19 protein-coding genes are annotated in these 22,990 nt (G+C 38.8%); 2 read left to right on the top strand and 17 right to left on the bottom strand.

Annotation, left to right across the window (positions count from 1 at the left end; all coding sequences use genetic code 11):
* Nucleotide 1: 1 nt before the first annotated feature.
* The 10 genes from F1560_RS17365 to F1560_RS17320 form a co-directional block, all read right to left on the bottom strand.
* Complete coding sequence (locus tag F1560_RS17365) at nucleotides 2–589, bottom strand: CalY family protein (RefSeq protein WP_149475907.1); 588 nt, start codon at nucleotides 587–589, stop codon at nucleotides 2–4.
* Between the two features lie 30 nt (nucleotides 590–619).
* Nucleotides 620–1,183, bottom strand: coding sequence for a signal peptidase I SipW (gene sipW, locus F1560_RS17360; RefSeq protein WP_149475906.1), 564 nt, complete (start codon nucleotides 1,181–1,183; stop codon nucleotides 620–622).
* A gap of 21 nt (nucleotides 1,184–1,204) precedes the next feature.
* Entirely contained in the window at nucleotides 1,205–1,636 is a 432-nt protein-coding gene (locus tag F1560_RS17355; RefSeq protein ID WP_149475905.1) for a hypothetical protein, read from the bottom strand.
* A gap of 37 nt (nucleotides 1,637–1,673) precedes the next feature.
* Complete coding sequence (locus F1560_RS17350) at nucleotides 1,674–3,707, bottom strand: glycoside hydrolase family 3 protein (RefSeq protein WP_246811949.1); 2,034 nt, start codon at nucleotides 3,705–3,707, stop codon at nucleotides 1,674–1,676.
* A 481-nt stretch (nucleotides 3,708–4,188) separates the two neighbouring features.
* Entirely contained in the window at nucleotides 4,189–5,031 is an 843-nt protein-coding gene (locus F1560_RS17345; RefSeq protein WP_149475904.1) for a carbohydrate ABC transporter permease, read from the bottom strand.
* Nucleotides 5,032–5,084: 53 nt separating this feature from the next.
* Nucleotides 5,085–5,978: a carbohydrate ABC transporter permease gene (locus F1560_RS17340; protein WP_149475903.1), complete on the bottom strand. Its 894-nt coding sequence runs from the start codon at nucleotides 5,976–5,978 to the stop codon at nucleotides 5,085–5,087.
* Nucleotides 5,979–6,059: 81 nt separating this feature from the next.
* Nucleotides 6,060–7,436 carry an ABC transporter substrate-binding protein gene (locus F1560_RS17335; protein WP_246811948.1) on the bottom strand — a complete coding sequence of 459 codons (1,377 nt, stop codon included), beginning with the start codon at nucleotides 7,434–7,436 and terminating at the stop codon, nucleotides 6,060–6,062.
* Nucleotides 7,437–8,163: 727 nt separating this feature from the next.
* Complete coding sequence (locus F1560_RS17330) at nucleotides 8,164–8,667, bottom strand: DUF2798 domain-containing protein (RefSeq protein ID WP_149475902.1); 504 nt, start codon at nucleotides 8,665–8,667, stop codon at nucleotides 8,164–8,166.
* Between the two features lie 338 nt (nucleotides 8,668–9,005).
* Nucleotides 9,006–9,572: a dihydrofolate reductase family protein gene (locus tag F1560_RS17325; protein ID WP_149475901.1), complete on the bottom strand. Its 567-nt coding sequence runs from the start codon at nucleotides 9,570–9,572 to the stop codon at nucleotides 9,006–9,008.
* 260 nt (nucleotides 9,573–9,832) lie between these two features.
* A complete protein-coding gene (locus tag F1560_RS17320) occupies nucleotides 9,833–11,548 on the bottom strand; it encodes an ABC transporter ATP-binding protein (protein ID WP_149475900.1) in 1,716 nt (571 codons plus the stop codon).
* A 444-nt stretch (nucleotides 11,549–11,992) separates the two neighbouring features.
* On the opposite strand from F1560_RS17320, the gene F1560_RS17315 reads away from it, so the two are divergent.
* The gene (locus F1560_RS17315) at nucleotides 11,993–12,361 is read left to right on the top strand and encodes a DoxX family protein (protein WP_149475930.1); all 369 of its coding nucleotides are present in this window, start codon (nucleotides 11,993–11,995) and stop codon (nucleotides 12,359–12,361) included.
* Between the two features lie 412 nt (nucleotides 12,362–12,773).
* Here the strand turns inward: F1560_RS17315 and F1560_RS17310 are convergent, their stop codons facing one another.
* The 7 genes from F1560_RS17310 to F1560_RS17280 all read right to left on the bottom strand — a co-directional run bounded on the left by F1560_RS17310 (nucleotide 12,774) and on the right by F1560_RS17280 (nucleotide 21,555).
* A complete protein-coding gene (locus F1560_RS17310) occupies nucleotides 12,774–13,976 on the bottom strand; it encodes a S1C family serine protease (RefSeq protein ID WP_149475899.1) in 1,203 nt (400 codons plus the stop codon).
* A 226-nt stretch (nucleotides 13,977–14,202) separates the two neighbouring features.
* The gene (locus F1560_RS17305) at nucleotides 14,203–14,988 is read right to left on the bottom strand and encodes an MBL fold metallo-hydrolase (RefSeq protein WP_149475898.1); all 786 of its coding nucleotides are present in this window, start codon (nucleotides 14,986–14,988) and stop codon (nucleotides 14,203–14,205) included.
* Entirely contained in the window at nucleotides 14,985–15,917 is a 933-nt protein-coding gene (locus F1560_RS17300) for a two-component system regulatory protein YycI (RefSeq protein WP_149475897.1), read from the bottom strand. Before F1560_RS17300 ends, F1560_RS17305 begins: the two co-directional genes overlap by 4 nt.
* 2 nt (nucleotides 15,918–15,919) lie before the next feature.
* On the bottom strand, nucleotides 15,920–17,245 hold the full coding sequence (locus F1560_RS17295) for a YycH family regulatory protein (protein ID WP_149475896.1): 1,326 nt from the start codon (nucleotides 17,243–17,245) through the stop codon (nucleotides 15,920–15,922).
* The gene (gene walK, locus F1560_RS17290) at nucleotides 17,242–19,077 is read right to left on the bottom strand and encodes a cell wall metabolism sensor histidine kinase WalK (RefSeq protein ID WP_149475895.1); all 1,836 of its coding nucleotides are present in this window, start codon (nucleotides 19,075–19,077) and stop codon (nucleotides 17,242–17,244) included. Before walK ends, F1560_RS17295 begins: the two co-directional genes overlap by 4 nt.
* A gap of 5 nt (nucleotides 19,078–19,082) precedes the next feature.
* Nucleotides 19,083–19,784 (bottom strand): response regulator YycF, encoded by a 702-nt coding sequence (gene yycF / locus F1560_RS17285; RefSeq protein ID WP_149475894.1) that lies wholly within the window; start codon nucleotides 19,782–19,784, stop codon nucleotides 19,083–19,085.
* A gap of 274 nt (nucleotides 19,785–20,058) precedes the next feature.
* The gene (locus F1560_RS17280) at nucleotides 20,059–21,555 is read right to left on the bottom strand and encodes a M23 family metallopeptidase (protein WP_245347776.1); all 1,497 of its coding nucleotides are present in this window, start codon (nucleotides 21,553–21,555) and stop codon (nucleotides 20,059–20,061) included.
* Nucleotides 21,556–22,262: 707 nt separating this feature from the next.
* Between F1560_RS17280 and isdC the strand changes: the two genes are divergently transcribed.
* Nucleotides 22,263–22,976: a heme uptake protein IsdC gene (gene isdC, locus F1560_RS17275; protein WP_149475893.1), complete on the top strand. Its 714-nt coding sequence runs from the start codon at nucleotides 22,263–22,265 to the stop codon at nucleotides 22,974–22,976.
* Nucleotides 22,977–22,990 lie beyond the last annotated feature (14 nt).

Below are 22,990 nucleotides of genomic sequence, written 5' to 3'. Positions count from 1 at the left end.
ACTACTTATCTTCACCAGCTGTTTGCGTGGCGGTAAATGTCCATTCTAAATTTAATGAATCCCCTTGAAATTGATTTTGGTCTTCTCCATTATCAATAAAGTTAAATTTAACGACTAAGTCATCAATGGAATCAACCTCCAGACCTTTTTCACCAAACAGCGGATAGAAGACATTCTCATTTACCGCTTCTGGTGTTAGCTCTTTTAGCTCTGCAAGTGTCGTTTCATAGATAACCTCATCCAATTTGTCTGCATTATAAAGAAATTCTACTTGGATATGCTCACCAAAATCCTCTGTATTATCGCCATTTGCATCGGTCACCGTATAGTCTGTATCTAACAGCACCTTATCGATATCCAACGTTCCATTGTTTTGTAGTTCAAAGTCGCGAATCATGGAATCTCCTGGTTTGATATTATCTACCTCAATAATTTGTGTCGGATTCACCGCTAAATCTAATGTCCCCGCTGCAAATGTGTTGTTCGTTGTTTCCGTATCACTAAAATAAGCAAATGTTCCTCCACCAACGAGCGTTAAACCAAGCACTGCTGAAATAATACCTGTCCCTAATTTCTTTTTAATATTCATCTCGAATTCCTCCTCTAATTTTTGTTCTGATTATGCTCGTATTTCTTTTTCATTCATGAGCTGTTTCACTTCTTTTAACGTACTTCTTATCGTTATCAAGGAATAACCAATCAGTAGTATGCCTGGAAAAATGAACAGCAATGCTGCCCCTTCACGTGAGCTGGTGAAATTCATGACATAGCCCGCATATGGAATCGTAAGCCCGGTATATTGTCCGACAATGTTTTCTGCTAGCACGGGATTGCGGTCTATTCCGTTATTCGCATCACCCTGCGTTACATATTGCTGACCTCCATGCTTTACTTCCACAATTCGGTGCGTTACCAATACACCCTCTTCTGAATGAAATGTAATCACATCGTTTTCCTGAAATCGCTCCCCATCTCCTCCCGTTTCAATCGCGATAAGCGATCCTGTTTGAATATCAGGCTCCATGGAACCCGATAGGACAGACTTTACTTGATACCCAAACAGACTCACCTCATTCCCTGCTGCTTTAGAAGCAAGAGAGAGAAAAAGGACAGATAATAAGGCGATAAATAAAATAGTTGATAGAAAGCTAGTACATTTTTTTAATACACTTTTTATACGCATTTGTTCTATTCACTCCCTTGCTCAGGTGGGCTCACTAGTTTCTCCCATTTCCTCTTCATTCACATCTTCCTGTTCGGTTTCTTCTTCATCTTCTTCAGATCTTTCATCTATTTCCTCTTCGTTCGTTTCTTTCGCTTCCTCTGTTTCTGTTGATTCAGCCGCTCCGGTTGATGCCCCCTCATTTCCCCCATGCTCGTTCTCCGTATCAGCTTTTTCTTCTTCTAAATCACCAGCTTCTACTGTCTCTTCCTCGTCTGCTTCAGGTTCCTCCTCTTCCATTTCTTCATTCGTTTCTATCTCTTCCACTTGATAGCTGCCAGCCGTTATATTTCCAACAACTATTGTGGTATCGGTAAACAAAGCCGTTGTCGGGGAATGCACCAGGTATATGATGATAAAAATTAAATAGAGCAGTGCAGATAGCCGCACTCCGATTCGTAAAAAATATCTCAAGCTGCATCCCTCCTCGGCTCGTTCCTTCGATTACTGTTTAATTTTCTAACCAATGCTCAATTAATCGCAGTCCTTCTGTATCTAAATAACTATGGGCTTTCTTTGAAATTGCCTCATTATCCTGTTGCTGATCGAGTAGTTTTCGAAAGCCTTCCAAATGTTTAATCACTTTATCAGGCAGCCTTCGCTCCTCATATTGCGCTACTGCAGTTAAATGGAGATTCAGTGCACGACTTGCTTCTTGGTTCGATATTTCTCCAGCTTCATCCAATTGATCGACAAGCTGCTTCATTCCTGCAGCACCACGTGGAATATCAACATAGTCCAGACCTTCTCCTATTTCATAGTGCTCCGGGATCGTGACAGGTAATTTCCCAAACGGGTTAAGCTCACCTGCCAACACACCGGCAACCGCCTCTATGGATACATCTAAATAGCTGTAGCTCGCCACATAAGCCTCCACATCCGGAAAGGCCATCACATCATATGGATTCCGATGGGCCGAGACAATAATTGGCTTATCAGTAGCTTGTAATGCTTCAACCAATGCTTGCTGCTGACTATTTGTGTTTGCTGTGTAGGTCGTGATAATCACTTTATCCACTGCCTCAGCAAGCTCTACAGCTTGATCAATTTGCTCTGCTGTCGGACTTGCAGCCGTTGCAAAGCTATCTCCGCTTATGCCTTTTTCATCCAATAAATCAGCTATTAGGCCAGGCTTGGCAGCCGATGGACCAGTTACGAGCACGGTTTCTGCGTCGGATACAGGCAGAACATCCTGCTCATTTTTAACAAGCGTGATGCTTTTTTCAGCGATTTCCTTTGCCGCTTGCAAATGTGCTTCTGTCCCGATATTCTCTACTTTCGCTGGATCTGCATATGGGTCTTCAAACAAGCCTTTTTCTGCTTTTGCCAGTAGAATCCGGTAAACCGATTCATTTAAGCGATCCTCCGTAATTTCACCAGACTGTACAGCTTCAAGCATGCTCGTATAAGATTCTTCCACATTCGCTGGATTTAATAGAATATCTGCTCCTGCTTTGAATGCCTCCACTGGTACCTCTTCCGGTGGCAAAACATCGGCACCAGACATATCAAGGCTATCGGTAATAATTAAACCATCAAATCCCATTTCTTCACGCAATAGATCAGTAAGGATTGGTTGAGATAATGTAGCTGGGAGACCAGAGTCATCCAATGCGGGAACAACAATATGTCCCGTCATAATGGCATCTACACCTGCATCGATTGCATCCTTAAAAGGCTTCAAATCGACTTCATGCAGCGTTTCCAAATCATGATCGATAATCGGTAATCCATAATGCGAATCAACGTCCGTATCTCCATGTCCCGGGAAATGCTTTGCCGTCGCAATCACATTTTCTTCCTGTAGTGCTTCGATTTGCGCAACTCCAAGGCTTGATACACGATCAGGATCCTCACCAAAAGAGCGAACACCAATTACCGGATTTTCTGGGTTCAAATTGACATCCACTGTTGGAGCAAAGTTCATATTAACGCCCAATGCGTCCAGCTCTTTTCCAAGAATACTTCCGGTTTGTGCTGCGTAATTATCCAGTCTTGCAGCACCAAGTGCCATATTCCCTGGAAAAACAGTAGCAGGACTTGTTGCTCGCTGGACAATCCCACCTTCTTGGTCCGTTGAAATAAACAGCGGAATCTCCTGATCTTGTTCTAACGCAATATCCTGTAATCCATTTGATAACGCATTAACTTGCTCCACATCAAGTGGTGTTCCGATATTGTCGGTCCAGTTAAAATAAATCACACCACCAATATGATAGTTTTCAATGACCTCTTGAAAGTCTTTTCCACCGCGATTATTCCCAAGATTAATCAACTCGTAAGCTGGATCTGTCGGCGTTTTACCGTATACATGTACAATAAAAAGCTGGCCAACTTTCTCTTCTAACGTCATATCCTCCATGATTGCTCGAATCCTTGCGTCATGGTTTCCTGCTTCACCTGTCTGATTTGCCAAGCTAGAAAGTGGAATGCTGACGACAAGTAGTGTCAGTGACAAAATGGTTAACACGTATTTTAACTTCACAGATACTCCTCCTTTGCTCCGTCTAGTCCAGCGCTAGTCGTGTGCATGCACTTTTGCTCTTGCCAACTCTTTTAAAAAATGAACAATGATAGCTTGTCCTTCTTATATAACCTGCCACTCCTCCCATGATTAATTCAGTGGTGTCAAAAACGTGCAGTAATTTAGATTAACTAGACAATAGCAAACCCCATTTAAAAATGTTGTTTTATTATGTAAAAAATGAATTATTTGATAAAAATGAATATTTATCCCTAGAATAGCAATAGTAAACCCCTCATAGCATAGGACATTAGTTGGTTAAAGAAGGGGGAAATAAGCCTTAAAACAATTAAAAATAAGCCCGTATTCACACACTTTCAGCATAATGACGTTTATTAGAAATATTAGTATGACCAATAAGGAAGCTGTTTTTCTACACAAAAAAACAACAACCCGTATTGGATTGTCGTATCCTGTATATTTTTCGTTATAGGTTGCACTGTTATCCTTTAATCGCACCTTCCGTTAAACCTTTCGCAATTCGCCTTTGGAAAATGGCATAAAGGACAATAACTGGAATAATTGCAATCACAAGACTCGCAAACAATGTGCCCCATGCATTTGTATATTGCGCTTCACTACTAATAAAATCAATGGCTAATGCGAGCGTATAATTACTACTTGTATTTAAAAAGATTAATGCCATAAAATATTCATTCCAAAATTGGATTGCGTTCATAATCGTAACCGTAATAATTCCTGACATGCTTAATGGTGTAATGATTTTCCATAAAACCATATAAGGTGACATTCCGTCCATCGCAGCGGATTCTTCCAATGATTTTGGAATCGTACTAATAAAGCTCGTTAACACAAAAATAGTAAATGGAAGCTGACTTACCGCATAGACGATTGCTAATCCATAAATATTATCCAATAGATTAAGCCTTGCCAAGAGAAAGAATAATGGAATCCAGCCTAGCACCATCGGAATCATCATTGCTGAAATATATAATAGAAACAACGCCTTGCTTCCGCGAAATTGAATCCGCTCAATTGCATAGGCGGTTGGGATTGCGAGTACTAACGTAAGAACCGTTCCAATAACCGTAACAATTAAGCTATTAAACACACTTGTATCAATATTATAGTTTGTCCACGCTGTAACAAAATTATCGAGACTGAATGACTCCGGAAAGCCCCATGGATTCCGGTAGATTTCAGCATTTGATTTAAACGAACCAAGAAACATCCAGAAAATCGGATACAATACAGCAATTGTCCAGAGAATTAACGGGATGCGAATCCCTGCTCTCCCTAGAATTTGTCCGACACTCCGCTTCACAAGCTACTCCTCCTTTCTACTCTAAAGTCCGGGTTACCTCGCTTATGGAAACGTTAATATTCAACTTTATCGCGGCGCATAAAGAACTGAAGAATAAGTACCGTTAACAAGGACAGAATCAAAATCATAACGCCAATCGTTGCCCCGTAACCAAAATTATATTGAACAAATGCTTGCTGATAGAGATATGACCCCATCACGTGTGTTGCATTATTTGGCCCACCGCCAGTCATTACCTGGACAATAATAAACGAGCCATTTAACGTTGTAATGACGATATAAAGAATTGAAATCTTAATCTGTGGCCAGATCAATGGTAGCGTGACCTTCCAAAATTGCTGCCACTCACTTGCCCCATCAATTTCTGCTGCCTCATAGTAGCTTTTGGATATATTGGAAATTCCGCCAATAAGCATGAGCATAAATAATCCAATTCCTGCCCAAATGGAAGGGAGAACAAGACTTGGTAATGCCCATGTTTCATCACCGAGCCATGGCTTTGCCAAACTTTCCAAGCCGATAAATTCCAGGCCGGAATTTATCAATCCAAGACTTGGGTTATAAATAAATGTCCATAAGATTCCAATAACGACAACGGACATAATATTAGGGAAAAAGAATACAATCCGATAGAAAGGAGCTTCCTTAATTTTTAACTGAGTTAAAGCAACTGCAAAAAACAGTGCTAATATCATAATCCCAATCACCTTCGTTACGACTAAAAAATAATCATGCATAATCGTATTTGGGATGATTGCATCTTTCACTAATTTTATGTAGTTGGCAAACCCAATAAATTCCTTGTTTTGCGAAGATCCCGACCAATCAAAGAAGGAATAATACAACCCGCTAAACAATGGATATAATGTAAAAACAGCAAATAATAGAAAGGTCGGAATTAAACAAAAGGCCAGGAACAAATACTTTTGTTTTTTAGACTGTACCACCTGATCCACCTCCTGCCTTTTTTATAGAATCCAATTAAATCTATCAGCAGGAGATCGGGACTCCTGCTGATAGCTAGCTATTTAATTACTGCCACGATATTCAGCTGCAGCCTTTTCTGCCTCTTGAACAAAATCCTCTGCGGTCATGTTTCCAAGCATGAGCGACATGAGAGCATTTCCAACAGGAACCTCCAAATCAGCGCTCATTGGATGTGGCTTATTATAAATCGTCACTTGGTCTGGATCGTTAATCATGGCATTTGCTTCTGTTAAATAAGCAGAAACATTTTCGTTTTGCGTTAAGTCCACTTCCGTAATATTCATCATCGCACCCGTATGCTCGGAGAAAGACATCGCATAATCACGTGTAAATGCAAATTCAACAAAAGCTTTTGCTGCTTCCGGATTCTCCGCCTCTTCAGAAATTGCTAATGGACGCAAGTCTGGTACAATCGCATAGCTCTCATCCTCAGCCTGCATTGGGGAAGGAATAAAGCCAAAATCAAAACCATCTGGGATATCATTTGCCATTTCATTTGGCAGCCAGAATCCTACTGGAATAAAGGCATTTTGATGTAACAAGAAATTCATTTGTGACTGGGTATGGTTTAACGCACCAAGTCCGGAATCAAACATTCCTTCCTCCTGCATTCTTTCCACACGCTTCATGACTTCTAAAACAGGTTCACTTGTCCACGCACCTTCTGCACCAGTTATTAAATCAGCCAGCAATTCCTCTCCACCTGCTGCACCAAATGCCGGATAAAGCGCACCACGCAGGAAGTAATACGGATGCTGACCACTCGTTACATATGGGTCAATTCCTTCCGCTGCTTGGATCTCTGCCATAGAGCTCATTAAACTTTCAAAATCTGTTGGCACCTCATATCCCTTTTCTTCAAACAATGCTCTGTCATACCATGTACCCCATGTATCAAATACTAACGGCAACGAGTATATTTCACCGTCAAATGTGCCTGGCTCAACAATGAAACTATCTATTAACTTGTCGCCACCCTCTAGCTCAATACCTTGTACCCATTCAGTTAAATTCATCAACTGACCATCTTCTACCATTTGTGTTTCACTGGATCCCGCACCATCAATGTATACGACATCTGGTGGATCATTGGATACCCAACGGCTCCGCATTTCCTCATTAATATTTGGACCAGCATGCTCAATTATATTGACCTCTGGATACGCTTCCTTAAAATCTGCAATAACTTCTTTCCACCAAGCATCACCATAACCACCAACAAAATACTGGATTTCTAAATCCCCAGAAATCGAACCATCTGCATTGTCATCAGAAGAATTATCCGACTCTGTCTGCTCTCCTGGATCTTCATTCGTGTCATCTTGATCATCATCATTCGATGAACAAGCAGCGATAAAGACAACCATCAGCATCACGACAAATAACATCATCATTCTGCCATTTAATAATTTCTCCACTTCATTTTCCCCCTCTTGTATCTTTAAAATAAACAAAGCACCGAAACAGCTATCTATTTGCTATCTTTTTCTCATAAAAGAAAGACCTCCTTTCCATCATTCATTCTTACTATGAAAAAAAGAGTGCTAGCCATAATGAAAGCTGTTTGCTATTAAGTGATGGATGCATCTTGTCCGATAGTGCAGAGGAACTACATCACCTTTTAAATTATATTGACCATATTTTTAATTATGCTTGGATTTTTTTCGTTTGCTCACAAGGGGATGAATATGAGTCTTAATGGAAGTCTGTTTATCATTTCCTAAATTATTTCCCGGGGAATATCGACAAATTTTGATAATGTGCGGTTCTCTTATCCATGTTTTTTTAGAAGTTATATTCTTACTATTAGGGGCGGGATAATATTTCCCGTTAAAGCGTGATACATGACATAAGGGAATTATGAATTGTTGATTTTTAGTAAATTTTCTAACATATTAACAGGTTATCCAGAGTTTGTGGATAACTGCATTTAGGGGGGATAAATCTCCCCTTGTTATGTCTACTATTCGATTTTCATCAATAGCTTCGATTCTATCGTCATAGTGAGTTGGTCGTGGTTCGCGCTTGTAAGCTGAGACAAATAATAAAGAACCCATTTTGAAAAAAACTGATCAAAATGGGTTCTTTACTTTTTAATTGGTATTATATGTTCTTGTGGTAAACACAAATATATCAGCTGCGTATTTACGCACTTAATCTTTCTGCTTTACGTGCCTGACTTTCATGTAATTTTTTCATTGCAAATCTTGCTATCGGCTGTGCAATCAAAACTTCAACCCAAAATGCGATGAAAAAGTTACGTGGCCAGTTATAAAAGAAAGTTTGAATCGGTTCCAAACTAATTTCTCTCATACCAATCCAAGATCCGATAATTGTAAGTAAAATGGATAGAATGGTTACGCTAAATAATATTGTGAACAATACTCTTGCATTAAAACCATCCTTAGGTTCAATAAACTTTTGTACAAGTTTATTAACAATTGGATTTGCAACAAGTGTTACCAATAAAATGACGCAAATCCATATAAAAGGAATTACTTGTAGGGTTTCAACATACACCTCTTTACTGAATCCAAATTCAAATCCCATAATAAGCGGTGCGATAATATTGACTGAAAGTATTGATATAATCGCTAAAAATAATGCAAATTCTTTTCCGTTTTGCGGTAATCTTGTTTCTCCGTGCATATTGATCATCTCCATTGAAAATATTTCAGATGGCAGACGTATCCTGAGACATATATTTTTGGTCCATAAAAAAGACCAATATCTCTACACACTGATTTAATAATTATAGCACTTTTTTGGAATAAATGCCCTGTCTTAAAAACTCACAATAATCATTACTTAAAATGACTTTTTTATTTGGTTCTAAATCCAGGTTACAAAATACACAATTTTCCACTTCGAATCTCCCTCATCCTAATTACTTTATAATCATCTTAGCTCTGATTTCATAAACTTCTTTCGTTAAAAAAGACCGCCGTATTGGCAATCTTCTTATTGTGTTAAGACGCAAGTTGTAATTACATCTCATCATTATGATAAATCAGTTGAACAACTCCAGAAGAGTACGTTCTTGAATTAACTAATCTGAGATTAAAGCTCTTCTTTATATCAACAAACAAAGGTTTACCTTCTCCCAAAACAATAGGATGAACAGATAATCTAAATTCATCAACAAGACCCAGATTTACAAAAGTTGTAATAAGATTTGCTCCACCATAGAGCCAGATGTCTTTACCAGGCTTACTTTTTAATTTATTTACTTCTTCCAAAATATTTTCATTTATGTAAACTGCTGTTGTCTCAGGCCCTTTTTGTGTCCTCGAAAACACGTACTTTTCTTTACTATGAATTAACTCCCACATTTCTTCTTCCATACCAGAATTCTTTTCTGGAGTATACTCTCCCCATAAATCATAACTTTTTCTTCCATACAAAATTGTATCGATTTGATTTAGGAAATTATGGAATCCCATCTCTGAATCCATGATACACCAATCAACTTCTCCATTTTTCCCTTCCACAAAACCATCCAACGTAACTGCCAAATCCAAAATCACGCTTCTTTGCCTTTTCTTATGAGACATCATTCTTCATTCCTTCACTTGTTATTATCCTTATTTTACAGATTGCTTCTTCTAATAAGCTGTTATTTAATATGCACTAGAGTATATTGCTTCTTCACAAGCTTCCATATATTGTTTTCTATAAATTCAGTCTACACTAAACTACTTATTTATTAAACTCCTTTGAAGGACTTCCCTAATACCCGTTTTCCAAATAAAAATGCAGAGTGATTGTGGTCACTCTGCAATGTTTTCTTCTATTGCCTGTATCAAAAAACCATCTAGTTCATCTGCACATTATGCAACTGTGCAAATAAGCCACCTTGTTTCAACAGCTCTTCATGACTTCCCTCTTCTTCAATTCCTTTTTTCGTTACAACCATAATGCGATCTGCATTTTTGATGGTTGCGAGTCTGTGCGCAATCACAAGGGTTGTCCTGTTTTTCGCAAGGTCATTCAAGGCTCTCTGGATGATCATTTCAGTTTCTGTATCTAGTGCCGATGTCGCTTCATCGAGAATTAAGATTGGTGGGTTTTTTAAGAACATCCGTGCAATCGCAATTCGCTGCTTCTGTCCGCCGGATAGCTTCAAGCCACGCTCGCCGACTTGGGTTTCATAACCGTCTGGCAATTCCTTAATGAATTCCTCCATGTGAGCATTTCTTGCTGCAGTCTCAATTTCTTCGTCGGTTGCATCGAGCTTCCCATAGGCGATGTTTTCCCGTAGCGTCCCCGTAAAGAGGAATACATCCTGTTGCACAACGCCGATTTGCTGACGAAGCGATTCCTTTGTCATATCACGAATATCCATTCCATCAATCATTATACTCCCAGCATTTACATCATAAAAGCGCGGGATAAGGGATGATATCGTCGTTTTACCGGCTCCTGATGGTCCAACAAATGCTATCGTCTCACCAGCTCGAATGTTAAAGCTCATATCGTTTAAGACAGGGCCATGAGCTTCTTCATAGCTAAACGAAACATCTTTAAATGCAATATCTCCCTTTAGCTGCTGAACGTGTACAGCATTTGGACGATCCTGAACATCTGGTTCAACATCTAACATTTGTGCGAAGCGTTTGAATCCAGCCATTCCTTTTGGATACAACTCTAACAACGCACTGATTTTTTGAATTGGACTAAATAATACGTTCATCATTAATACAAAGAATACTAGCTCTCCGGCACTTAGTTGTCCATTAAACGTCATCCATGCGCCGACAACTAAGACGAGCAATGTAATTAAACGCATCATCATGTAAATGTTCGAATGCACGAATCCCATTACTTTATAAGCTGCGATTTTTGCCTTTAAAAAGCTATTATTATTTACTGCAAAACGCTTGATTTCATGTTTTTCATTTGTAAAAGCTTGAACCACACGAACTCCAGATACGGCATCCTCAACTTGTGCATTGACACCTGCAATGTCCTCATACATCTTCTTCCATGCTCTACTCATGCGAATGTTACTGAACGAAATAAGAAACACAAGGATTGGAACAGCAATCAAAATGATCAATGATAACTGCACATTGGTTGAGAACATAATGATAAAAGCACCAATAAAGGTCATAATTGCGATGAAAAAGTCCTCTGGTCCATGGTGTGCAAGCTCTCCAATATCAAATAAATCATTGGAGATTCTACTCATAATATGTCCTGTTTTTGTGTTATCAAAAAACTTGAATGATTGCTTCTGTACATGATGAAACAGGTCACGCCTCATATCTGTCTCGATATATATCCCGAGCTTATGACCTAAATAGGTCACGATATATTGCAGATAAGTACTTAATAAATATACGAATAATAAGAGTACACTTACCGTGATAATTAGATTCCAGTCATTGCCTGGAAGTAATGTATCAATAAACCATTGTACCGCCACCGGAAACGCAAGCTCGAGAATGGCAACGATAACTGCTGATGTAAAGTCAACAATAAATAACCGCTTATGCGGCTTGTAATACGAGAAAAATCGACGGATCATTCACTGCACTTCCTTTTTTTAATCTATCCTTGATTATAATGAGAATCATTCGCAATTGCAATTCGCAGGATTGGTTAGGGATAGCCCGGCCCAGAAATATGGCACTACATCTTTGAGATAAAGCAACACTCGCAGAATTATAGCACCATACTCATGAGATACAGCACTACTCGCAGAATTATAGCACCATTACCTTGAGATAAAGCACTACTTGCAAAATTATAGCACCATTACCTTGAGATAAAGCACTACTCGCAGAATTATAGCACCATTACCTTGAGATAAAGCACCACTCGCAGAATTATAACACCATTACCTCGAGATACAGCACTACCCCACGAAGATCCTGCCATGGTTTTTAACTGTTGTGGGAAAGATTGTCCATCCTACTGCATAGGTATGTAGCAATAGATACTTTTTTTGGGAGATGATTAATTGAAAGGGATGCATGTAACAAAATGGATTTGTTATGCGACAGGTTATGTATTTATTATTTCTGGCATGATGAAGTTAATCAATCCTGATTTTAGAGAGATTTTTGCGGGAATTGGATTGCCTTTTCCAGAGGTGATATTATTGCTTGTTGCTCTTGTCGAGTTGGGATGTGGGATGTTAATCGCTGGTAGGATGTATATGTATGTTGCCGTAGCTCCTCTTTTATTCATTATGCTTGGAGCACTTTATTTCACAAAGGTTCCCTTAATCGGGACAACTGGATTTCTTAACTTTGCCTTTCAAGCAAGATTAGATATCGTTTTGGTTATCATGCTACTACTTATTTGGCAGTATGCTCGCGGATTAAAAGCTACCTGACTATATCCAAGCAATCAACAAATCGAGAGTCCTCTCTGTGGATAACTCGTGTATAACAGCAATTCTCTCTGCATAACTTTAAGTTATCAACAGGTTTATGCACATATGCACAAATGTTCGTAGATATTTTGATACAATATTGATTTTTTACACCATATATTGATTTATTGATTTTAATTATCCACCGTTTGTGCATAACTTTCGTTTTTTGTGGATTATTTCTTCAAAAAATATAGATTATACACATTTTGAATAACTAAAGCAATAACGCTCAATGAACAGTGTACAGTGGTAAATGGAGCTTTCCTCATTTATAAACATGCCCCTATGAGTTATCCACAACCTGTGATTTCCCACTTTTAACAAGCAAAGCTATCTTCTACTACTTCTTAGAAGATAGCTTTCATTTCTTTTATTGGCTTCCAAGCTCTATACTCGTTTCGATTCGTTCACCATTTCGGTAGTACGTCATTTGAATTGTATCGCCAATTTCCTTTTCTTGATACAAAACCTTACGCAAATCAATCATATTCATAATCGGATTCCCGTCTAGCTCTGTGATCACATCCAAACGTTCTAGTCCTGCTTGATCCGCTGGTGACAATGGTTCTACATTCCAGACGTACACGCCACCATCCACTGCAGAAGGCAGGTTTAATGTGTCTCTCCACTCCGTTTGTGGTACTTCATCAAGCGAATAAATTTCAACACCTAGATAAGGTCGTGTCACTTCGCCTGTATTTTCCAGTTCTTCGATGATTGGTAAGGCATAGTCAATTGGAATCGCAAATCCAATTCCTTCTACCGCAGCCTGGTTAATCTTCATGGAGTTAATTCCAATAAGCTGACCATAAATATTAATCAGTGCACCACCACTATTCCCAGGGTTAATCGCTGCGTCTGTCTGAATAACCTCTGCTTGCCAATCCGCACGTCCATCTTGGTTAAAATCCTGTGGAATTGTCCGCTCCGTTCCACTAATTACTCCTTGCGTAACCGTGCTCGAAAGATATAGTCCCAATGGGTTACCAATTGCAATTGCTGGCTCTCCAACTTTGATGCTCTCCGATGTGCCAATTTCAATAACCTTATCTACAGCCGTTCCATCCATTCGTAGCACTGCTAAATCTGAGAAGATATCACTACCAACAATTTCTGCTTCCATGTGTGTATCATCGTAGAGAACAACTTCTACCGTATCTGCGCCTTCGATCACATGATGGTTTGTCACAACAAAAGCAGTTCCATCGTCATTTTTATAAATAACGCCAGATCCTGTGCCAGCTTCTATCCCTTCTTGCTGCTGAAAAAAATCAGATTGCTGTTGAATATTCGTAATCCCTACAACTGTCGGCGTTACGTCCTCCACAACCTCCGTTATCTGGGTTGTCACATCAACGGTTACTGATGTATTAATCGTTTGATTACCATTCTGCTCATTCGTCTCAATTGTCACTTGGTCACGAGCCTCGTCTCCGTTATTCGTTGAATTCATAAATTCAGGCATAACAAGACCAATAAATACAATACCAATCAAGATTCCTATGATAAGCGGGGCGAGCCATCTTCCTTTTCGTTTCCGATATGTCCGGTAGTTCTGATCATAATATCCCATCTCATTATCCCCTTATTGATATGATATATATTAGAGATTGTTCAAAAGGTCCGGTAAAAATGACACATCGAAGCACAAGGCGTCTAGTGTTGGCGCCCGCAAAAGTACGTTGCGAACTTAGCCAACCTCAATCCTTTTTACCTTTCTTTTGAACATATATTATAGTATTACCTTAAACCGGAAATAATTAAACAATTATACCTAGGGAAAATCGATAAAATCATGACTATACAACCTCATATAAAGGAGTCGGCTCTTTTGGATCAGTATCATGTAACTCGATGTTAATGCCTCTTTCTTGGAGAACACTTTGTACAGACATCCGAGCTAAATCCTTCATATTATTGTCCAAGCTTAAATGGGCAAGATAAATCCGCTTTGTACGATTACTAATTATATCTGCAAGTGCTAAGCCACAATCTTCATTTGATACGTGACCAGAATCACCCAATATACGGCGCTTCACACTCCACGGATAACGTCCCATCCGCAGCATTTCTACATCATGATTCGACTCGAAAATATATGCATCCGCATCTTCTACTGTTTTTTTGATTCGCTCCGAAACATAACCAAGATCTGTTACGAGCGCTACCTTCTTCCCACCATGTCGGAAGGTATAAAACATTGGCTCTGCAGCATCATGGGAGACACCAAATGATTCAATATCCAAATCATCAAATGTCTTTACTTCATTCATCCCAAATAGAAACTTCTGATCGGTCGTAAGCTTTCCAATTGAATTCTCCATTGCTTTCCACGTTTTTTCATTCGCATAGATGGGGAGATTGTACTTTCTGGCCATAATCCCTAATCCCTTAATATGATCACTATGCTCATGGGTCACTAAAATTCCTGAAAGAGCTGCAGGATCAACATGGACCTTGCTAAATAACTGGTCCATCTGTTTCCCGCTTAACCCAGCATCTACAAGAAATCGCTGTTGGTCTGTTTCAACATAAAACGCGTTCCCCGTACTTCCGGATGCCAAAACACTAAAACGTAATGTCATTCTATTTCACTCCGATTTCCTATCTCTAGCCTTCGCTCTAAAGAACGTAGAGCAGCTTCCTTTATCTCACTTTCTTCTGGTAAGCCTTCAATTCGCTTTATATTATCTTTGATTGTCTCTTCTAGAAATTTCGCATCCGTTCCTGCATATACAAGCCCTTCAATCGCATTTACAAAGTAATTCCGACTGCCATTTACTGTTACTTTCCATGTCGGTGCAAACACATGACTTCCTTCTTCTGATACAATCCGTGACAAATACCCTAATGACGGTTCCTCCGTCACCTCATCGTCCTGTACCAGATTGTTACGGTAAAATAAAGTAGCGATTGCCTGTATAGGCGGATTCACCGTTTGTGTCGTTCCTTGCTTACTGGACTCCCCGAGCATCATTTGTGTATAATGCGTTATTTCGTTATTTCGATTTAAATAAGCAAGGATAATCGCGCTCCCATTCAAATATACCGGACGACCCTCTTTTAATTGTGAAAAAATCAGTACCCTGTATTCTTCATTCCAATCCCAGAATTCATATTCCTCTGAATAAGCCACATAGGGTGCAAGTAAATCGGCAATTCGACTAGGTGTTGTATTAACAGGAATTGGTATTGGTTCTCTTAGCTGAGCAATGATAAACTCATTATCAATCACTGCCGCTGTTAAATTATCCATACTATTTAACATGCTTTGTTCTTCTGTCGTAAATGTTTTCTGAGAAACACTAATATAATTGGACTCGGTAACATCATATTCCATCGCTGGAAGCGTAATATTCTCAGATTCCAGCTGTTCTTCCAAACTCGATTCTTTATTATCCAAAACATCTCGATCTTCTGAATCCTGTTGCCTGTCTACAAATTGAATCAGTAAATAGATATTCAAAATAAGGAAACTGAGAATAAATAGTGTTTTAATATGGCCCCACTGCATTCTCAATCTCCCCCCTCTGGTTTTGCTGGTTCATTAAATGCATGCTGTGTCCAGCGACCATTGTATTTGATATACCATACCGGCTCCAGCTCAACATTCTCATTATATGAAAAATCGGTATCGATTTTTAACCGGTAGCCAAGCGTTACTGCCTGTACATTATCTTCACTATAGTCTGGATTATCAATAATATCCCTTTTGATAACTTCTCCAGAAGCTAGCTCTATTGGAGTTTCATTTATAACAGATTGAGCTAATATAATTAGCGGCCTGCGATATTCAATCAATTGCTGACTGTTCAAGACCTGTTCAATCATGGACATATTATCACGATTAAAAATAGGATATCCTTCATAATACATTCGATATCTTACTAGATTTTGCATACTGTTTAATTCTGCTAATCGATAATCACTTGTCCAACCCTTATGATTATTAATTTGCAAAATACTTCTATCCAATAATGCCGTGGGAGAAAGCCATGGATTATCCGTATTATTATCGCCTGTTAAAATATTAACATATTCCATACTAATGCCATCTTCATCCACTCGCATTTGGCGGCTATCTGTAAAATAAGTTTCACCTATTTCTGGCGTTCTGGACTCACTTACTACTGATGGCGTATCAAATAATACATCGCGCATATCAGGTGGCTCAATTCGTTTAAAGGACATCGTTTTTTTTGGTAAAACAATCTCCCCTGTAGGCAAGTAAATATTTTTGCCACCTTCATCCATTAACGTGTACAACCGGAATGTATCCAAATCAAATCCACCCATATAAGCCCAGAGATGGTTAAAGTCATTCGTATCATTCACCTTCGCCTTCACAAGCCCGCCATCATCCGTAACTACCTCAACAAGTAATGTAGCTGTGTCTACATCAAATTTAATATAAATACGCTCAAATAGAGCATTTTCGGGTAACGGGACATCTTCATCAGCCAATGTGAAAATACTTCCTAATAACTCTACCGGAAAGTTTTCTGGGAAAATGAGCTCCACCTCATAATCGTTTGGAGTTCGATCTGCAACCGAATGAATCGTAACATCAGATAAACTCCAGGAATTCATCCGCTCATATAGTCTCTCTCGCTCGGCAGGATCTTTAAAGCCATAATAACTGCCATTTGCATGTAAAATTATGTCTAATGGTTCAATAATACTTTTTTTCGTTTCTTCTGTTCCACCAATGTCAACCTCATCAATCGTCACATTATCTAACGCCTTTTGACTTGGTTTGTAACTTCCTGTCCCAAGCGTAAGTAGTAAACTTGTTCCAATTAAAACGATTAATATCAACGTTTTTGCTGTTTCTAATTTCATCGGACTTCCCTCCGCTTCTTATTCATAAGCGGTAGCGTGAAGAGAATTGTCGTCCCTTCACCTTCTTTACTTTTCGCCCAGATTGTCCCATGATGTGCTTCTACTAATTCTTTCGTAATTGCCAATCCTAAACCTGTTCCGCCAAATTTCCTTGCTCTCGCTTTATCTGCTCGGTAAAATCGTTCAAAGATTTTTTCCAGCTTATCATAAGCAATACCCATCCCTTGGTCCTTGATGCTAACAAGTAAGTAATGACGCTTTACTTCAAGCTTTAAGCGAATCGCTCCACCCTCGGGAGAATATTTAATTGCATTGGAAATTATATTATCTAGCACTTGTGTCATTTTATCTTTATCCATCCAGACATAGCTTTGTACATTTGGTATTTCTCGAATCAGCTTGATCTTTTCAGGAGTATTCATTTCAAATCGGTCGATAATATGATGGTAAAAGCTCGCAAATTCGGATCGTTCTTTATGCATTGGCAGTTCATCCGAGTCCATTTTCGAAAGCTGAAGCAGATCGTTTACCATACGAATCATCCGGTCCGTCTCACCTTGCGCAACAGTTAGAAACTTCGGAGCAATATCTTTATCCTCCCAAGCACCATCTGTTAATGCCTCCAAATAGCTTTTCATTGTGGTTAGCGGTGTTCGTAGTTCATGCGATACATTGGATACAAAGTCACGACGCTCTTGTTCTATCTTTTCCTGCTCCGTTACGTCACTAATTACCGTAATAAATCCTGTTATTTCATCCTCATCATCCAATACGGTTGAAAAGTTCGCCCGAATTAAGAATGGATTATCATCATCACTAAAATCAATAATCATGGAGCCACTGTCCTGAAGATCGGTTATATCGATAATCTTACCTTCAAGCTGCAGGGCATCCAGCAAAAAGTCGCCAATAACCTCTTCTGGATTATGACCGATTAATATCCCTGCTGCCTCATTCATTAACGTTATTGCTCCATTATTATCGGTAGCAATAACACCATCAGACATATTGGAAAGGACCGAGCTTAGCTTTCGCCGTTCTTCTTCAATCGTTGCATAAGAATGCTTCAGCCGACTATTCAAATCATTAAAGGTTTCCGCTAGTTGACCGATTTCATCCTTCCCATAAATATTAACCGTTTGTGTAAAATCGCCATTTGCCATGATTCTAGCTTGTTCTCTCATTTCTTTAATCGGTTTTGTAATGGTACGAGCAACAAGTATCCCAAGAATAGCTGAGATGGTAATTGCGAGTACTGACCCTTGGAAAAAGATTCGATTAATATCTTCTACTTGACCATATACTTCTTCCATTGATGCTTGGAAATAAATAACACCAACAACCAATTCTTCAGCATCTACTATTGGTTCTACTTGAACATACACACTATCGCCTGTTTCTCGATCTAGAAATTCATTTTTCTGCTGGGAATCAAAAAGTAATGCTTGCTCAACTAAACGCTGGGTTGATTTTTTCCCAATCTCATCCATTTCGTTAATTCGATTCGTTCCAATAACACGCCGCTGGTTATCAATAACCTGCACGGTCGTAGCTGCATTATCTGTATTTATATCTTCTACAATTTGCTGCACCTCTTGTTGTAGGCTTAAGCCGCCATCCTCTTCATTTCGGTCGCGTTGAAAGGCTTGTTCGAGGTTGTAGCTTAACAATTCCACCCGCTCATTTATAGACGTTTTAAAACTCTCTAACAGGTCATCCTCTAGCCTAACTGTAAAGAATGACCCAATCACTTGAACAGCAAGCAGTAATAATAAGATATAAATGATAATAAACTTTAATTGTATCGAACGAAAAAAACCAACTTTATTCATCACAACTACTCCTGCTCAGGATTACGTAAATAATATCCTACACCACGTCTGGTCACGATCCACATCGGGTTACTCGGATTCTCCTCAATTTTCTCACGAAGTCTACGTACGGTAACATCAACTGTTCGGACATCACCAAAATAATCATAGCCCCAAACGGTTTCAAGTAAGTGCTCTCTCGTCATTACTTGTCCAATATGGCGAGCTAAATAATGTAATAATTCAAATTCACGATGCGTTAACTCGATTTGTTCCCCTTTTCTTGAAACAACGTATGCATCCGGGTGAACAATGAGATCTCCAATAACAATATCCTTTGTTGCCTTCACGGTATCATCTGGAACCTGCTGTCTGCGTAGGTTTGCTTTCACTCGTGCAATCAATTCACGATTACTAAACGGCTTTGTCACATAATCATCTGCCCCAAGCTCCAGTCCAAGTACTTTATCAATTTCGGAATCCTTTGCCGTCAGCATAATAACTGGCATCGTCTGTGTCTTTCTTACTTCACGAAGTACTTCATTTCCATCTTTATTTGGTAACATAATATCTAATAACATTAAATCTGGGTTCTCGCTTTCAGCAAGTTCGATAGCTGTATCACCATCATTTGCTATAACTACTTGATAGCCCTCTTTTTCTAAATTAAATTTTAATATATCTGCAATTGGTTGTTCATCATCTACAACTAATATTTTTTGTGCCATCTAATTTCACTTCCTTTTCATCCATTCCTTCATTCTATTCTATCGTACTTTTGCTTATCTGTCTTTATCTGAGAAACGCTTATTCCTTCACTGATTTTGTCGAAAGGTAAGAAAAGCGGGAGCACCCGGTGAGCGACTTACGAAGGTGAGGGGAGACTCGCTACAGCTTAAGTGCTGGATCTGGACACGGCTGTTTGGGAATAAGAATTATTTTAGTTAAACTTTCTATTTTCCTAATTAAAGGAAGAAGGCCGGCTCAAGGCCGACCTTCTTATTATTTACCTACATATTCTGTTGGATTCTCGAGGTTGCCATTTTTATATACTTCAAAATGAAGGTGAATTCCTGTCGAATTTCCTGTTGAACCCATCACACCAATCTTACTGCCTTTTTCGACAACCTGACCGGCTTTGACATCAATAGAGGATAGATGGGCGTAGATTGTTTTCATCCCATTATTATGATTAATCACAATCTTATTGCCATAGCCACCATTATTAAAGCCAGCAGACTCAACAACACCATTATCAGCAGCTAAAATATTACGATTGCTTGGGCGTGCAATGTCAATTCCTTTATGCATTTTCCCCCAGCGCTCGCCTAAATGGCTGGAGATATAACCACCAACAGCTGGCCAAACCATGTCTCCAGTTCCTCTTGAAGAGATTACCTTCGTCCCTTTGATAACAATCTTATCTACTGCTTCTTCTGTCACAGTTTCATTTAGAACTTCTTTCGCTGTTTGCTTGCCATTTTGCTTCTCTATTTCATATAAAATTTCTTTTTTTCCGTCTTTGCCTTCTTGTTTTACCTTTTCTTCCCCTTTATACATATCCTCTGATTCCATTACTTCTGTTTCAAACGGAACCGATTCCTCAACAGATTCCTCTTCTGTCACAACGACTTGTGCAAACGGCTTGTATTCCATCACATTAATTTCCTGATCAATTTTCAATACAGCTTCATCTGTTAAAGCAGGATTTAATTCTAGTAATTTTTTCGTGGTTAAGTCGTATTTCCCAGCAATTTCTCCTAAAACTTCTCCTGCTTTAACGGTATGTACCTTGTCTTGAAGCGTGCCTTTTTCAAGCATTTGAACCCCTTGTTTTTCCGTTAAAATATTAGCAGGATTTGCCGTTTCCTGCGAGATAACGGCTGCATTCGATAATGCAACGTCTGTGACAATAGTTTCTCCAACAGCAGGAGCTTCTTTATCCTGCTTTGATTTTTCTTCTGTTTCCTTATCCGTTACATCGTTTTGCTTTCTAGCTTCGATTTCCTTCCATGTATCTTCATCCACATACTTTGTCGTATATGTTTGAAGAACTGCTTCAGCTGTCTCTTCGTCTTTAAAATAACCCACGGTTTCATTTGCAATATTCAATTCCACTGCATCTGCCATTACGGTCATTTGCTCATCTAGCTTATTTACTACTTTTTCATTATTATATTTCGGATTAAAAACCATTTCTGGGATAAAGGTGATGTCTTCACCAATGGTTAAATCAATGTCTTCATAATCATCCTGATGATCAGCCAGTTTATCATCAATTACCTGCTGAACTACATCCTGATTATCGACCTTTCCAACGTACTCACCATCTATGTACACATGATAGATTGTTTCTAGCGTATCCTCTGCCTGTACAGGATTTAACATTATCCCAAGCCCTAAACATGTCATAATTGCAGTCTTGCTTAAAAAGCTCCATTTTCGTCTATTACCAACCATAGCATCCTGTTTCTTTTCCGTACTGCTTCGATAAAACATTTACTTGTTCCCCTTTAATCTAAGTAATTCTATATAAATCTCATCGAGTTGATTATGAAACTCATTCTACAAATCTATCATAGGTCCATCTGATTAAAAATGGATTGTCGAATAATGTAAAGAAATTGTATTATTGTACCCAAAAATTTACTTTCATAAAGCTATTGACGTTGTATTGAAGTTTACTTCAGATAATGATAGAACGTTTAGGAATGAAAGAAAAGCGCGTCGGAGTCAAGGTATATCGAGAATGCTAAGGGGATAAATGAATCAAAATTAACAGTATTGCTATATCTCCGGTACCTATTTCGATTAAGGGTTATTTGTCGATTTTTAGGGAGATAAAGTTGACTATTTTTCTATTAAAATGGGCTAATTTCTTCAAAATCCGCATTTTATTTATTCGACTTTTCTAATAAAACTATTTTACATAGTAATAATTACCCTAATTGAGATTGACAATCATTATCAACTAGATTAGTATAATGTTGTATGAGAATATTTTTCCATTACATAAGTAGGGGGCGTCCATAATGAAGAAGTTTAGATAGGGATTTTCGCTTTCGTAATCATTGCCAGATGAAATATCTAAATATAATGAATTTTATTCGAATATAGGAGATACGTCATGTGTCTATCTATTTTTTTAGATTTCCATTGAGAATGATTATCATTATTAGTATACCATATTAAGGAGGTTTGTATTCATGAAAAGGGTCTTAACAGTATTGCTTATTATTTGTTTTGCATTTCTTAGCCTTTCCATAAACGTTAGTGCTGCAACAGACTTAGCGGATGGAACTTATACCGTCGATTATACGATTCTACATGCTGATAATGATTCTGCTTCCATCGCAAATGATTATTGGAATAAACCAGCTACCGTTACAATTGACGGAGATACAACAACCGTACAGCTGACGCTTAATCATAGTACTTGGATTACAGAATATCAGACACCCAGTGGAGGCGGCTTCTCTGATGTTCGCGTTGTCAGTACAAATGAAGGGAACGCTGAACCAGGGGATAACACAAGGGTAGTCGAATTTACAGTAGACAACTTAGCAGAAATTATTCCTGCAAAAATTCATGTAATCGTTCCAGACATTGACTACGATCATAATTACACAATTCGCCATTCATTTGATCTAAACAGCGCTACGCTTATTAGTGGCGGCGAATCCAGCGAAGATGATTCTGATCTAAGCACAAGCTCAACTGATTCAAATGCTACGAATGAAAATTCTAATGATAACGACAACACAAGCGAAAGTGCAACAGACTCAAACGAAGCAGGTGCAGGTAAAACCGTTGAAAACCCACCTACAAGTGATTCGAGTCTGATAACTTGGGCTACTCTTTTGCTTGTTGTTTCAGGGTTATACCTTGTTTCAAGGGTAGTCATGAAACGCTTAACATAAATAGGATGGGAGGT

The organism is Oceanobacillus polygoni (assembly GCF_008304605.1).
In the GTDB taxonomy this organism is placed as follows: domain Bacteria; phylum Bacillota; class Bacilli; order Bacillales; family Amphibacillaceae; genus Oceanobacillus; species Oceanobacillus polygoni.
Note: the sequence above shows the minus strand (reverse complement) of the source record. Positions and strands in the feature narration are given on the sequence as shown.

Coding starts and splice junctions, on each gene's coding strand:
- F1560_RS17315 (WP_149475930.1), top strand. CDS start 11,993: ATGCATGTAACAAAATGGATTTGTTATGCGACAGGTTATGTATTTATT.
- walK (WP_149475895.1), bottom strand. CDS start 19,077: ATGAATAAAGTTGGTTTTTTTCGTTCGATACAATTAAAGTTTATTATC.
- F1560_RS17325 (WP_149475901.1), bottom strand. CDS start 9,572: ATGTCTCATAAGAAAAGGCAAAGAAGCGTGATTTTGGATTTGGCAGTT.
- F1560_RS17310 (WP_149475899.1), bottom strand. CDS start 13,976: ATGGGATATTATGATCAGAACTACCGGACATATCGGAAACGAAAAGGA.
- F1560_RS17305 (WP_149475898.1), bottom strand. CDS start 14,988: ATGACATTACGTTTTAGTGTTTTGGCATCCGGAAGTACGGGGAACGCG.
- isdC (WP_149475893.1), top strand. CDS start 22,263: ATGAAAAGGGTCTTAACAGTATTGCTTATTATTTGTTTTGCATTTCTT.
- F1560_RS17320 (WP_149475900.1), bottom strand. CDS start 11,548: ATGATCCGTCGATTTTTCTCGTATTACAAGCCGCATAAGCGGTTATTT.
- sipW (WP_149475906.1), bottom strand. CDS start 1,183: ATGCGTATAAAAAGTGTATTAAAAAAATGTACTAGCTTTCTATCAACT.
- F1560_RS17280 (WP_245347776.1), bottom strand. CDS start 21,555: ATGTTTTATCGAAGCAGTACGGAAAAGAAACAGGATGCTATGGTTGGT.
- F1560_RS17365 (WP_149475907.1), bottom strand. CDS start 589: ATGAATATTAAAAAGAAATTAGGGACAGGTATTATTTCAGCAGTGCTT.
- F1560_RS17300 (WP_149475897.1), bottom strand. CDS start 15,917: ATGCAGTGGGGCCATATTAAAACACTATTTATTCTCAGTTTCCTTATT.
- F1560_RS17295 (WP_149475896.1), bottom strand. CDS start 17,245: ATGAAATTAGAAACAGCAAAAACGTTGATATTAATCGTTTTAATTGGA.
- F1560_RS17330 (WP_149475902.1), bottom strand. CDS start 8,667: ATGCACGGAGAAACAAGATTACCGCAAAACGGAAAAGAATTTGCATTA.
- yycF (WP_149475894.1), bottom strand. CDS start 19,784: ATGGCACAAAAAATATTAGTTGTAGATGATGAACAACCAATTGCAGAT.